The organism is Rhodococcus sp. P3_B8 (assembly GCF_056402775.1).
In genome coordinates this window covers 1-12,980 of sequence record NZ_JBFUGT010000179.1, presented here as the reverse complement: position 1 = coordinate 12,980, position 12,980 = coordinate 1, and the positions used below count along the sequence as shown (strand labels likewise).

12 protein-coding genes are annotated in these 12,980 nt (G+C 65.5%); 8 read left to right on the top strand and 4 right to left on the bottom strand.

Going from position 1 to position 12,980, the window contains the following annotated elements:
- Together AC1D1G_RS31785 and AC1D1G_RS31780 are read right to left on the bottom strand one after the other, a co-directional pair.
- A partial coding sequence (locus tag AC1D1G_RS31785) for an SDR family NAD(P)-dependent oxidoreductase (RefSeq protein WP_477955174.1) occupies positions 1-317 on the bottom strand: 317 nt, incomplete at its 3' end.
- A 192-nt stretch (positions 318-509) separates the two neighbouring features.
- Positions 510-1,685 (bottom strand): NADH:flavin oxidoreductase, encoded by a 1,176-nt coding sequence (locus tag AC1D1G_RS31780; protein ID WP_477955172.1) that lies wholly within the window; start codon positions 1,683-1,685, stop codon positions 510-512.
- A 527-nt stretch (positions 1,686-2,212) separates the two neighbouring features.
- Between AC1D1G_RS31780 and AC1D1G_RS31775 the strand changes: the two genes are divergently transcribed.
- The 3 genes from AC1D1G_RS31775 (at position 2,213) to AC1D1G_RS31765 (ending at position 5,358) form a co-directional block, all read left to right on the top strand.
- Positions 2,213-2,800 carry a TetR/AcrR family transcriptional regulator C-terminal domain-containing protein gene (locus AC1D1G_RS31775; RefSeq protein ID WP_477955177.1) on the top strand — a complete coding sequence of 196 codons (588 nt, stop codon included), beginning with the start codon at positions 2,213-2,215 and terminating at the stop codon, positions 2,798-2,800.
- A 97-nt stretch (positions 2,801-2,897) separates the two neighbouring features.
- The gene (locus AC1D1G_RS31770; protein WP_477955171.1) at positions 2,898-3,683 is read left to right on the top strand and encodes an IclR family transcriptional regulator; all 786 of its coding nucleotides are present in this window, start codon (positions 2,898-2,900) and stop codon (positions 3,681-3,683) included.
- Positions 3,684-3,834: 151 nt separating this feature from the next.
- On the top strand, positions 3,835-5,358 hold the full coding sequence (locus AC1D1G_RS31765) for a DUF1214 domain-containing protein (protein WP_477955169.1): 1,524 nt from the start codon (positions 3,835-3,837) through the stop codon (positions 5,356-5,358).
- A 242-nt stretch (positions 5,359-5,600) separates the two neighbouring features.
- Here the strand turns inward: AC1D1G_RS31765 and AC1D1G_RS31760 are convergent, their stop codons facing one another.
- A complete protein-coding gene (locus AC1D1G_RS31760) occupies positions 5,601-6,578 on the bottom strand; it encodes an alpha/beta fold hydrolase (RefSeq protein ID WP_477955176.1) in 978 nt (325 codons plus the stop codon).
- A 521-nt stretch (positions 6,579-7,099) separates the two neighbouring features.
- Positions 7,100-8,263: an oxidoreductase gene (locus AC1D1G_RS31755; RefSeq protein WP_164065627.1), complete on the bottom strand. Its 1,164-nt coding sequence runs from the start codon at positions 8,261-8,263 to the stop codon at positions 7,100-7,102.
- A gap of 275 nt (positions 8,264-8,538) precedes the next feature.
- Here AC1D1G_RS31755 and AC1D1G_RS31750 point away from each other — a divergent pair, with 275 nt between their 5' ends.
- The 5 genes from AC1D1G_RS31750 to AC1D1G_RS31730 all read left to right on the top strand — a co-directional run bounded on the left by AC1D1G_RS31750 (position 8,539) and on the right by AC1D1G_RS31730 (position 12,955).
- Positions 8,539-9,705, top strand: a complete 1,167-nt coding sequence (locus AC1D1G_RS31750) for a 3-ketosteroid-9-alpha-monooxygenase, oxygenase component (protein WP_477955167.1) — start codon at positions 8,539-8,541, stop codon at positions 9,703-9,705.
- 77 nt (positions 9,706-9,782) lie between these two features.
- Positions 9,783-10,088: a hypothetical protein gene (locus AC1D1G_RS31745; protein ID WP_477955165.1), complete on the top strand. Its 306-nt coding sequence runs from the start codon at positions 9,783-9,785 to the stop codon at positions 10,086-10,088.
- 414 nt (positions 10,089-10,502) lie between these two features.
- Positions 10,503-10,628 carry a DUF6308 family protein gene (locus AC1D1G_RS31740; protein ID WP_477955163.1) on the top strand — a complete coding sequence of 42 codons (126 nt, stop codon included), beginning with the start codon at positions 10,503-10,505 and terminating at the stop codon, positions 10,626-10,628.
- 513 nt (positions 10,629-11,141) lie between these two features.
- On the top strand, positions 11,142-12,581 hold the full coding sequence (gene ltrA, locus AC1D1G_RS31735; RefSeq protein ID WP_477955161.1) for a group II intron reverse transcriptase/maturase: 1,440 nt from the start codon (positions 11,142-11,144) through the stop codon (positions 12,579-12,581).
- A gap of 71 nt (positions 12,582-12,652) precedes the next feature.
- Complete coding sequence (locus AC1D1G_RS31730; RefSeq protein ID WP_477955159.1) at positions 12,653-12,955, top strand: DUF6308 family protein; 303 nt, start codon at positions 12,653-12,655, stop codon at positions 12,953-12,955.
- Positions 12,956-12,980 lie beyond the last annotated feature (25 nt).

Here is a 12,980-nt window from a genome sequence, read left to right as displayed (position 1 = left end):
CGCTTGAAGTCGGCGACGTCCATTTCCTCGATCGTGTCGAAGCGCAGTATTCCGGCGTTGTTGACCAGGATGTCGAGTGCCCCGAAGTCGGTGGTGGCGCGTTCGACGATCTCGGCCCAGCCGGCCTCGCTGGTGACATTGTGCGGGACGAACGTGCAGTGTGTGCCCAGTTCCTTCTGGAGCACCCGACCTTCCTCTTCGAGGACGTCGCCGAATACGACGTTGGCTCCCTCCTGCACGAACCGTCGCACGTGTGAGGCGCCCATTCCTCTGGCGCCTCCGGTGATCACGGCAACCTTGTTCTCGAGTCGTCCCATTTTCTGGTCTCCTGACTGTCCGATGATTGTGGTGAGTAACGATGTGTCGTCTGATGTTTGCGCGCGCGTTGGGGCGTGGTCGTGTGTGATCCACTCCGTCCAGCCCGCCAAAGGCGGTGTCCGGGAGAGTCGCCGGATCGACGCGCAATGGGTCCAGTCGTCGTCGCGGGCGTCACGCCGAAGTGTCTCCCGCTAGCTGCGTTCGACGAGGACGCAGCGTGCGCCGGTAAAGATGGTGGGCATGCATTTGTTGCAGTGGATGCACAGTGATCGTGTCTGCGCGTTGCGCGCTATGCGGTTGACCAGGTCTGGTTCGCGTAGCAGTGCCCGGGCCATCGCCACGAATTCGAATCCCTCTGCCATTGCGGTATCCATGCCGGCCCGATCGGTGATCCCGCCCAGCAGGACCAGTGGCAGTGTCACGGCCGCGCGGATCTGCCGGGCGTGCTCGAGCATGAACAGGTCCTGGTACGGGTAGGAGTGGAGCATCTGCTTGCCGATCAGTTGCACTCCGAGCCGTATCGGTTGCGGCATGGCGGCCGCGAACTCGCGGATCGGGGCGTCGCCCTTGAACAGGTACATCGGGTTGAGCAGCGAGCTGCCCATGGTCAGTTCCAGCGCATCGACGCTGCCGTCGGCCTCGAGCCACTGCGCCACCTGAATGGCCTCGTCGATCCAGAATCCGCCGGGGACGCCGTCGTCCATGTTGAGCTTGGCGAGGATCGCGACCTTCGCGCCCACCGCGGCGCGCACGGTGCGCGCGGTCTCGAGCACCACCCGGGCGCGGTTCTCCAGCGACCCACCGTAGGAGTCCTTGCGGTGGTTGAGTTTTGGGCTCAGGAACGAGCTGGCGAAATAGTTGTGGCCGAAGTGGATCTCGACGGCGTCGAATCCTGATTCTACCGCGAGCCGCGCGGCGGCGCCGTGCGCGTTGGTGATCCGGGTGATGTCGTTGACGGTGGCGCTGCGGATCATCCGCATGCTCAACGGGTTGAAGGAGCGGGACGGGGCGAGTGCCGGGAAGCCGGTGGACTTCTGATTCGCGACCGGTCCCGCGTGCCCGAGTTGGGCGGAGGCCGCGGCGCCCTCGGCGTGGATGGCATCGGTGAGCCGGCGCAGCCCGGGCACCGCGTCGGGCCGCATCCATAGCTGCCCGTACTCGGTGCGCCCCTCCGGCGCGACCGCGCAGTACGCGACCGTCGACATTCCCACCCCGCCCGCGCTCGGACGCCGATGGAACTCGATGAGTTCGTCGGTGACGAGGGCGTTCGGGGTCTTGCCCTCGAACGTCGCCGATTTGATGATCCGGTTGCGTAGGGTCAGTGGGCCGAGTGTGGCGGGGGCGAGGATGTCGGGAGCAGTGGTCACCGGTGTGCCCTTTCGTGGAGAAGTGCGAGAAATTCCGGCCTGCCCCTCGACCGGAGCAGGTGTTCGTCGATGGCCGGACATATGTCGGCCACGCGGGGTTTGGCTTGGAGCCCTTCCGCGATGTCGAGATCGGCGCCGGCCGGTTCGTGGTGGCGACGGTGTCCGAAGATAGTTTCGGCCACCGCACCGGCGATCACTCCGGACGGAGGAGGTCAGCTTTACCTGACATCCGGATCTCCCTTCGCTGCGAGCTGCATTCGTGGCGGGTCGGCACGTGTTGGCCACATGGGCTGTCCGGCGGCGGTCATCGACTGTGCCGCGGGCGCGGTTCCGTCCGGGTGGTGTTCACCGCTTGCGATCGGGTGTGGCCCCGATCACGTCGGTGTGTGTACACTGTACACATCGTGGTTGGTTGTGTCACTACTCGCCGGAGAAGATTGCAGACGATGAAGAAGCCGCTGACAAGAGATCGAATTGCGCAGGCTGGCATTGCGATTGCCGATGCGGAGGGGATCGGTGCGGTGTCGATGCGTCGGGTCGCGGCCGCCCTCGCGGTCTCCACCATGGCGTCATATCGCCATGTCAAGGACCGCGACGACCTCGTGGTGGCGATGGTCGACGCCATCACAGGACAGACTCAGATGCCCACCGGCCCCGAGGCGACCTGGCGGGAGATGACCAGAACCATGGCGCTGGCCGATTGGCACGCCTTCGCGCAACACCCCTGGTTGATCGAGGTGTGGTCGACTACCCGCCGGCGGATGGACATGGCCTCCCTCGACCAGCTCGAGCTGGTCCTGGAAAGCCTGGAACGAGCAGGAATGGGCCGGACCGCGGGCTCTACCGTCATCTTCGGTGTCGCGGGCCTGACCCTCGGGATGGCGGCACTGATGATCGAAGACCCGGCGATCGAGGTCGCCTCGGGCATGGAGCTCAGCGAGTGGCGACGCCAGGTGGGATCGGACTTGGGCGATCACCTCCGCGAGACCCACGGGCGGGCCACCCGATTCATGTCGGACCTGCACGAACACGCCGGATACGCCACCTTCGTCGAGGTGCTGGAGAGCTTTCTGGACGGTGTCGCGGCCCGCCACGGCGTGGCGTTCAAAGCCTGACCGAGTCGGTGACCGGAACCGGCGCAGCGCCGTCCCGATCGAGTACGACCACAGATGCACCACTGCAACGTGTCCCAAGCCGAAGGGGAGCCCGAGTATGCACGCAGGAGAACCCTCGGAGACGGGTCTGGCCGTCTCCACCCTCGACCGGGTGTCCTTGATCCTCGACAGCTTCCGCAGCGCACCGCGCCTGACGCTGACCGCATTGTCTCGCCGCACCGGAATCCCGCGAACGAGTACGCATCGGATGCTCGAACAACTGGTGCGAATGGGTTGGATCTGCCGCAGCGGCGTCGAGTACGAACTCGGCGGAAAGCTGGTCGAGATGGGCATGCTCGCCCTGTACCAGAACAAGTTCGAGTACGTGGTGGAGCCGCTGCTGAGCGAGTTGCACCGCGTCACGGGGCATGTCGTGCATCTCGGTGTCCTCGACGGCAACAATGTGCTCTATCTCCAGAAGATCGCCGACCGGGCTGGCCCGGACCTCCAGACGCGGATCGGAGGGCGTATTCCCGCACGGTCGTCGACGATCGGGAAGGCACTACTCGCAGCCACGCCCCGACGAGAACAGGTGGATGCCGGCGTTCATGCGGAATCAGACAGCGGTCGGCAACACGGTGTTGCCTTCGGAACGTGCACCCCCGGGCTCAATTGCATTGGGGTGCGCATCGGTTCGATGGGCGGAGCGGAGGTGGGATTGTCCGTCAGCGGGCCGACGGGGCAGGTGACATTCGAGCGGCAGCAGGTTGCACCTGTGCAGCTCGCCGCTGCGGCCATCGCGCAGTACTTCGATCTGACCGGCTCGATCCGCCGTCACCTCGACCCCGGATTGCGGCAGCGCGACGGGTCCGGCTATGTCGGCGACCGGTCGACCTGGCGATAGTCCGCTCATCGGAAGCGGGAGTTGCCCGCACGGCAAACCGTTGACACGGTGTGGCGACGCCATCGGATCTGCTGGCACGCCAAGGAAATTAGAGCACACCTGTGCAGCACCTCAACGCTGTGCGTATGACACCAAGTGAAAGGAAACCCACATGGGGAACGTGATACCCCCGGTTCGCTCCCACCGAGGACTGATACGCCGGAAGGTGGTTGCCTTCAAGCACTTCGCGGTCATCGGTGTGATCGGCACCGTCGCCGTGGCGAGCGTGGCGTGCAGCGCTGTCGGCGTTGCCCACGCCGAGCCGACGGGCGGCTCGTCTGATTGGCCAGCCGGCTCGCCGTCAGAATGGTTGAATGGGCTGTTGTCGGACTTGCCGGGCGGCTCGTCCAGCGGCTCGTCCACCGGGCACGGACAGAGTGTGCTGGCCACCGATGGTCAACGCAAACTCGAAGCGCTCGCCCGGCAGATTCTCGGAACCGAGGTCGTCCGGGACCAGATCAGCCAGGTTCGGGCGCTCTACGCCGCCGACCCCCGGGGCTCGACACCGGCGGGGAAGGCCACCATCGACCGTGCGGCGAATTCGATTGCAGCGGCCGCGGTCCAGTACGGGCTCAGCGAAAACCCGGACGATCCGGTTCTGATGTGGGCGATCACCGCACCGCACGAGTTCTCGGGCCTGAGCATGCCCCGCTCCGGGTACGGTATCGAGAACCCGGACAATGTCTACCGGCAAGCGACCGTCGCGGGGGACGCGTCCTATGAGATCCGAGGCAAAATCACCGCGCCCGGACCTGTCGAGCTGCATTTCGAGCTGCGGGACGCGGTTCCCGGGACAACGGTCCTCAACAACGAGGCCGGCAAGACGATCGGAGCCTTGAGCAGCGACCAGATCACGGTAGGAGCCGACGGCTCGTTCGTCGTCACCGTCGACTCCAAGCCTGCGGACGGGCGCCGGAACCATCTGCCCATCCCGGCAGAGACAACGTCGTTCCTCGTCGTGCGTGACCTGCTCAACGACTGGTCGCGGGAGAACCCGGTCCAGCTGGACATCACGCGGGTGTCCGGACCCCCGATAGCCGCACCGAAGAGCGTCGACCAACTAGCGGAGCGCTCGGCTGAGATCCTGTCGAAGATGGCCCCCTTCTGGCTGTCCTACTTCAACCAGTACCTCTACGCGGCGGCACCGGCGAACGTGTTCAGCCCCGTGCGTGCAAGGCCCGGCGGCCGAGGCCTGTCGACCAACGGATGGTTCGACCTTGCCGACGATCAGGCTCTTGTTGCGACCGTGGACCCCGTCGGCGCCAAGTCGCTGGGAATCCAGATCACGGACCCCTGGGGAGTGGCATACGAGTACCGCGACCACACCAGCAGCCTCAACACCACCCAGTCCAAGCCGAACCCCGACGGAACCTACACCTTCGTCATCTCGAAGAACGACCCCGGTGTATTCAACTGGCTCGACCCCGAGGGACACGGATCGGGGATGCTCGCGGTCCGCTGGCAGGCCATGACCGGCACACCCACACTGGAATCGGCCGTCCGCGAGGTGAAGGTCGTGAAGGCAGACCAACTACGGCAAGCCCTTTCTCCCGCAACCATCTTCGTGAACCCAGGCGAAAGAGCCGCGCAACAACGCGAGCGGGCCGCGAACTTCGATCGTCGAATGACCGGATAAGACCAAGACGGCCGGGCCCAGACGCCGTCCCGGAATCCACGCCGCCGAGAAACCGACAGGCCCGAGGAGCGGACATCGACAATCCCGCTCCTCGGGCCCGCGGCATGAAAGGCCTGATCCCGACTCCGGCGCGCACTGTAGCAGCGCCTTTCTTGCCGGCCACACCCCGATCAGTGAAAGGTGGCAGCCCATGCCTGCAGGGGTACGCGCGCTGTTCGCGCAGCGTGGTCTGGGCGGGTTCCTCACCGCAGGTGCTCCAGGAAGTGGAGCATCGCGGCATTGACCTGTTCAGGGTCCTGCATCTGGACGAAATGGCCGGCGCCGGGAATCAGATGGGTGGACCGTAGGCCCGGAACCTGTTGGGCCATGGCGCCGAGTGGATCGGGTCCCATCATCGAGAGCACCGGATCCCGTTGCCCGGCGATGAACACCGACGGAGTTTCGATCGGGGTGTCTGCGGTGGCAGCGTTCTGCTCCCACACCAGATCGAGGGCGCGATACCAATTCAGCCCGGCAGTGAACCCGGTACGGGTGAATTCTGCCACGTAGTGCTCGAACTCTTCTGCGCTGAGCCATGACCACGGCGGTGTCGGGGCGTGGGGGAGGACGTCGAGGTAGCCGTTTCCCTCCGAGGGGTGCTCCCAGCACTGCAGATAGCGGTCGGTGTCGCTCAGCGCCCACAGCAGGCGGGCGAGAAAATCCCGGGGGCGGGCGGCCAGTTCCTGGTCGGCCCGCCCCGGCTGCTGGAAATAGTGCATGTGCAGGAAGTGCTCGCGGGCCAGCGCTGCGGATGCGGCGCTGGGGCGGATCGGGGAGCGGGGCGCCAGGGGGACGCTGAACTGCATCAGACCCGCGACGCGGTCGGGTGCCCACCGCGCCAGGTCCCACACCAGGTTCGCGCCGAAGTCGTGGCCGGCGAAGACAGCCCGGTCGAGTCCGAGTTCGTCGAGCAGGCCGATAAGGTCGGCGACGGTGCTGGCACGGTCGTAGGCGGCGGGGTCGGTGGGGCGGTCGGAGCGGCCGTACCCGCGCATGTCGGGAGCGATGGCACGCCAACCGGCGCCCGCGAGCGCGGGCAGCTGGTGTCGCCAGAAGAAGGACAGCCCGGGGAAGCCGTGGCAGAGCACCACCGGAGGGCCCGAGCCCTGTTCGGTGATGAACATGTCGATGCCATTGACACCCAGAAGTGCTGTTGTGCTGAATAATTCAGCCATAGTGATTGACCTTACGGTGGGTTCGGTTTCAGTTCAATCGCGAGTAATGGTGCTGCTCCACAATCTTCGGTGCTGCTGACGGCGGTACGGCCACGGTGGGTGCGTAGCAGGCAATCCGGCATCGACTCGAGGTGCGCGCTCCGGGGTTCAGTCCTGATGGGCGGACGTGAACACGGGTCAGATGATCTGGCTCTCTGGCGGTGGTGCATGGTCCGGCCCACGCATCGAGATCGGCTGGGTGTGGCCGGTCTGTGCTCAGGGCGGGGCGTGCAGGGTCGGGCCTCTTTCCTTGCTGGTCAAAGCGAAACGTTTGTCTGAACGCCCTTTCCGATGATGCGGATTGACGTGAAGCCGGGGAGTGTATGCACGCAACGTCGGTGTGGCCGGTGTCACCAGATCGGTTTCCCGACAGGCAGTGGCGATCGGGTTCACACGGCGTTGCCGGAGTACCGGTTCGAGGGAGACCAAGAGTTCGACGGCCGGCTCGGATGTAGCTGCTACCCAGCGGGGCGACGGTGTCTGCGCGGCTAATGCAGGACACTCTCGTGCCGGTCCCGGTCGAACGCGGGGAGCGGGCCGCCACGGCGCAGGGTGGTGGCGAGTCCCGGGTCGGCCAGGTGCAGACGGCCGATCGCGATCAGGTCGAACTCGTCCGCCGCCAAGCGCCGCTCGAGCTCGCCGATGTTGTCGACCGTGGGGGCGGCTCCCCGGGTGCGGCTCTCGCGGAGAGAGGTGCCGATGCCGACGCTGCCCACCGCCATGGTGGTGATGCCGGTGAGCTTCTTCGCCCAGCCGGCCAGCGACAGGTCGCTGCCCTCGAATGCGGGGAGGTCGAAGCGGCGGATGCTGGCGTCGAGCACGTCCACACCGGCCTCGACCAGCGCGCCGAGGATCACGCCAAGCTCCTCGGGTGTCTCGGCGATCCGAGCGGTGTAGTCCTGCTGCTTGTGCTGGGAGAACCGGTAGACAATCGGGGTGGCCGCGCCGACCTCGGCGCGAATGGCCTTGACGACCTCGGCGGGGAACCGGGTGCGGCGCGTGAGGTCGCCGCCCCATTCGTCGCCGCGCTGGTTGGTGCCCGCCCACAGGAACGAGTCCAGCAGGTAGCCGTGACCGCCGTGGATGGCGATCCCGTCGAACCCGGCCTCCAACGCGGTGGCCGCGGCGCGGGCGTAGGCGTCGAGAACCATGGCGATGTCGTGGTCGGTCATCGGGTCGGTGGGAACCTGCGCTCGGGCGATGTAGTCGTCGCTATATGAGGTGATGCCGGGTGTGCCCCATACCCCGGAGGGGCGCATAGACCCCAGCGCCGGATCGACCGCGCTCATTGCACCCCACAGGGGCCCGACATGCCACAGCTGCGGGATGATCCGTCCGCCCGCCCCATGTACCGCGTCCACCACTGCCCGCCAACCGCCGACTGCGGGATCGCCGCGCAGCCGCGGGACATCCGGGTGGTCCACGGCGGTGGGATGGTCGATCGCGACGCCTTCGGTGACGATCAGTCCGGTGCCGCCCTCCGCGCGGCGGCGGTAATAGTCGGCGACGTCGGGTCCCGGGACCCCGCCCGGGGAGTGTGTCCGGGTCATCGGGGACATGACGATGCGGTTCTCGAGCGTGAGTGAGCGAACCTGCAGCGGGCGGAAGAGGGGCGAGGAATCGGTCGCACCTGTGCGAAAAGTAGTGGACATCAACGCGCTTTCAGGTTCAGGGGGGTGGCAGCGGGGCGGCGTCGGACTGGTGGTCGCACAGATAGCCGAGGAACCGCGTCAGTACGGTCCAACGACTCGACAAGGCTGCCGCCCCGCAACCGTGGTCGCAGTCATGGCGGGATAACAAGTGGCCCTTCCGTTGAGCGGAATTGCGACCACTGAGTGGGTCAAAGAATCGCCACGCCCCGCTCGCGATGGGAAATCTGGGTGGCGGCCCAAAGGTGGCGCAGTGAACTGATCGGAAGGAATGAGCGATGAGCTCCGCACCCACACCGCCGGACCAGGTCCGGATCATCGATGCCGGCAGCAACCCGACCCGCTTCGCCCGCGGGTGGCACTGCCTCGGTGTGATGGCCCCCTACCAGGACGGGCAACCGCACGAGGTCAAGGCCTTCGGAACGACACTGGTGGTGTTCCAATCCGAATCCGACGGTAAACTCAACGTTCTCGATGCCTTCTGTCGGCACATGGGCGGCAACCTCTCACGGGGCACCGTCAAGGGCGATTCGATTGCGTGCCCGTTCCACGACTGGCGATGGGGCGGGAACGGCAGGTGCACCGACATCCCCTACGCGCGGCGAGTACCTCCGCTGGCCCGTACCCGCGGGTGGACCACACTCGAACGCAACGGACTGCTCTACGTCTGGCACGACCCACAGGGCAACCCGCCGCCGGCCGACGTCACGATCCCACACATCGAGGGTTACGGAACCGGCGAGTGGACCGAATGGAGCTGGAACTCGATCCTCATCGAGGGGAGCAATTGCCGCGAGGTGATCGACAACCTCGTGGACATGGCGCACTTCTTCTACGTCCACTACACCATGCCCACCTACTTCAAGAACGTCTTCGAAGGACATATCGGATACCAGTACATGGGCAGCGTGCCGCGTCAGGACGTGCAGGTGGGTACGGCCTACGACGGCGATACCCAACTGGAGTCGTGGGCCGCGTACTACGGTCCCTCCTTCATGATGAACGGGCAAGAATTGATGGTCGACGGCCACAAGACCGAGGGCATGCTCATCAACTGCCACTACCCCGTCACCCCCGATTCATTCGTGCTGCAATACGGGGCGCTCGTGAAGAAGGCACCCGGGGTCTCCCACGAGATCGCCGAGCAGACCGCCGCACTGTTCGCGGACAGTCTTCAGACGGTATTCCTCCAGGACGTGCCGATCTGGAAGAGCAAGACGCGCATCGATAATCCGCTGCTGTGCGAAGAAGACGGCCCCGTCTACCAGTTGCGCCGCTGGTACCAGCAGTTCTACGTCGACGTCGAGGACATCACCCCCGACATGACCACTCGCTATGAATTCGAGGTCGACGTCTCTCGTGCCGCGACGTCCTGGAAGGCCGAAGTCGCCGACAACATCGCGAACGGGCGGAAGTTCACGGCAGTCCCAGCCGGACAGCAATAGTCGGCGATTCCGTTCGATATCGCGAAGCGGCTGTCGCGCAGCAACCGAACCCGCACAACCAAACAAGGATCACTCGTGTGGAGTGGGGGACAATCGTCCAATCCGGCAACGAGGACTTGTATGTGTTGCCGGTGTTGGTGGCCGCTGACGTGGTCCCAGACACGACTGGCGCGACGGGCATTCGACAAGTGCCAGACGTGGACGAGGACATGCTGTTCCGGGAAGATCGCGCGGTGAACAATCATCGGATCATGTTGATTGCCGAAGCGATGGGTCCGGCCGCCGGTGGAAGATTGTCCTTCAGCGCTTCGGCGGACGATCCTACAGGCGCCGCGGCCACACTCGCTCTGAGAATGGCGCCGGCAGGCCGATCGAGAAGGTGAAGTGCCCGCATCAGGGGTGGGCAGCGGCGGACTGGTGTTTCGCTCCGGCCAGTCTCGTTCGTGGCGGTCCGGGAGCCTTCCTTGATCACCCAACGGCTCCCGTCGACACCGCACCAGCTCGGCCGGTGCGGTGTCGACGGATGCACAGCAGATGTACGCGCAGCAGGTGTAGTGGCGATCTCGCCCGCCAGGGTGTCCTCGTCCGGATCCGCCACCGGATACCATCGATGAGCTACCGTTTGGTCCACTTCGGCGGGCGGCCCGCCTTCTTGCCGCGAGGCAGCAGAGGAATCAACCGCGCAATCGGCTTCGCAGCCGCCCCCGGGTTCTCGACACTCGACATGCGCGACTGGTCCTCGCCGCAGCGCCCCCGTATTCGTCGACGTACCCGTGATCGGGTGGCCACCATTGCGCGTGACGGCCCTGTGGGCGCTGCCGGGGATCGCCCAGACGAAGGCGACGAAGCTGATCGCCCGCAAACGTCCCCGGCTGTATCCGATCTGGGGTGCGTCCAGCAGAACACGAGAGGAGTGGCTATGAGTTCGAGGTAGTCGATCTTGTCGTGTTCGTAAGCTCGTCGTCGCTTGCCGGTGTAAGTCCGGTCCGGGTAGCTGCCAGGAGGCCCGGTAGCAGACTGGCGGCTCGGTCTGGAAACGGGTCGGGTCGGAGCCCAGTGTCGAAAGCCCTGTAATAGGGGGAGCGAAGATGCGGTCCGTAGCATGAAGCGAAACCTGCGGCGTCGTTAGGGTATCCCGCCCGCCTTTGGGTGGGAAAGAGGGAGTGCCGAGCCCGCTCCATCAGGGTGAAGGCCACGGAAGGTGCCCAAGACCTGGAAATGCAGGCACCGAAGGACTCCTCGGCGTATGGGGTGCGGAACGTATCGATAGTGGCGGCGGGAACTGGAGAGGCCCTCCCCGGCCCGGGAACCTGCGGATTGGTGTTCCTCGGAGCAGCGTGCCCTATAACCGGTAATCCGGGAAGTGGGTGGCGTGCCGGGTGGGCGTCGGAGGCGGCCATAGTACTGCTTGAGCCGAGCGGACAACATAACCGCCGGTGAGGGAAGGGCCGCTGCTTCGTCGATGTGTATTGCTGTTTTGGAGGGGCTCGGTGAGTGTCCAGGTGACTAGTTCCGCCGCTGCGGGATCTTCTCCCGCAGATCCGGTTCGTGCCTTGCAGCATGCGCTGTACCGGGCGGCCAAGGCCGATCCCGGGCGACGGTTTCATGCGCTATGGGACAAGGTCTGTCGCAGAGACGTCCTATGGCGTGGGTGGGTTGCGGTGCGCGCGAACGAGGGCGCACCGGGTATCGACAGGGTCACCCTGGTCGAGGTCGAGGAGTACGGCGTGGTCCGTCTGCTCGACGAGTTGGCCGACGAATTGAGGCAGGGACGGTACCGGCCGCTTCCGGCCCGGCGGGTGTTCATCCCGAAACCGGGTGTGGAAGGCGAGTCGAGGCCGTTGTCGATTCCCTCGGTTCGTGACCGGATCGTGCAAGCCGCGGTGAAGATTGTGCTGGAGCCGGTGTTCGAGGCGGACATGTTGCCGTGCTCGTTCGGGTTCCGGCCGAAACGTGGTGCGCACGACGGCCTGCAGGTACTCATCGATGAGTCCTGGCGGGGCCGCCGGTGGGTGGTCGAGACGGACATCGCCAATTGCTTTTCGGCGATTCCGCACGAGAAGTTGATGCAGGCGATCGAGGAACGCGTCTGTGACCAGTCCGTTCTCAAGCTGCTGCGCGCGATCCTGCGCGCGGGGGTGATGGAGGATGGGCAGCTGCGGCGCCCGGTGACGGGCACACCACAAGGCGGGGTGATCAGTCCGTTGCTCTGCAACGTGTATCTGCACCGGATAGATCGGGCGTGGAATGCGCGAGAGCACGGGGTGCTGGTTCGCTTCGCCGACGACGTGGTGGTGATGTGCAGATCGCGTGAACAGGCCGAGGCCGCCTTGGCGCGGTTGAGGGCTGTGTTGGCTGAGCTCGGTTTGGAACCGAAGGAAGCCAAGACGCGGATTGTGCATCTGGAGGTCGGTGGGGCCGGGTTCGATTTCCTCGGCTTTCACCACCGGCTTGTTCGGGTGACCGGACGTCGCAACGGCAAGAAGTCGGTCACATTTCTCGCTCGCTGGCCCGCGGACAGGGCCATGAGGCACGCGCGTGACCGGGTCAGGGAACTGACCCGCCGGTCGCGGTTGCTGCTTCCGGTCGAGGTGATCGTGGCGAAGGTGAACCGTTTCCTGCGCGGCTGGGCCGCGTATTTCCGGTACGGCAACTCCGCGATCGCCTTCGAGAAGATCATCCACCATGCGTGGACACGGGTGGCGCTAATCATTGCCAAGCGCCACAAGCGTTCCCGCGAGTACGGGTGGTCGGTGCTGGCTTACCAGTCTCCGGACCATCTTGGGCTGATCTCGCTGTCGGGAACTGTCGTCGCTCCCAGGCCTTTCAAGGCTTGGCGGGAGAGACCGAATGCCGGCGGTGAACGACGTCGGTAAGCCGTGTGCGGGAGAACCGCATGCACGGATTGACGGGCGGGAGCTGGAAACGGAGCACCCTGACCACGGCCGTGAAGAAGAACAGCCGAGCGGGAAACCGTTCTGCTCACAATGGCTTCGCGACCTACAGTCAAGATCTGCCACCGCGCCAGCTCTCGACCCTACATTCGGTGGTCAGCCAGGTCCTGGGCACCGAGCGGGCACATCTGAACCCGGTCCGGGAGGCCCTCCGTGCCGACGACGGAGCGTTGCACCGCCGGTTGCTGTCGATCCGGGAGGAGGCGGGCCTCCCTGAGGAGATTTCGGCGCTGCGGGTGTTCGATGTGATCGCCTGGGTGGACGGGGAAGAATCGCGGCCTGGGCGAGCCGTCTGACCGGGACAGATGACACGTCCCGGTG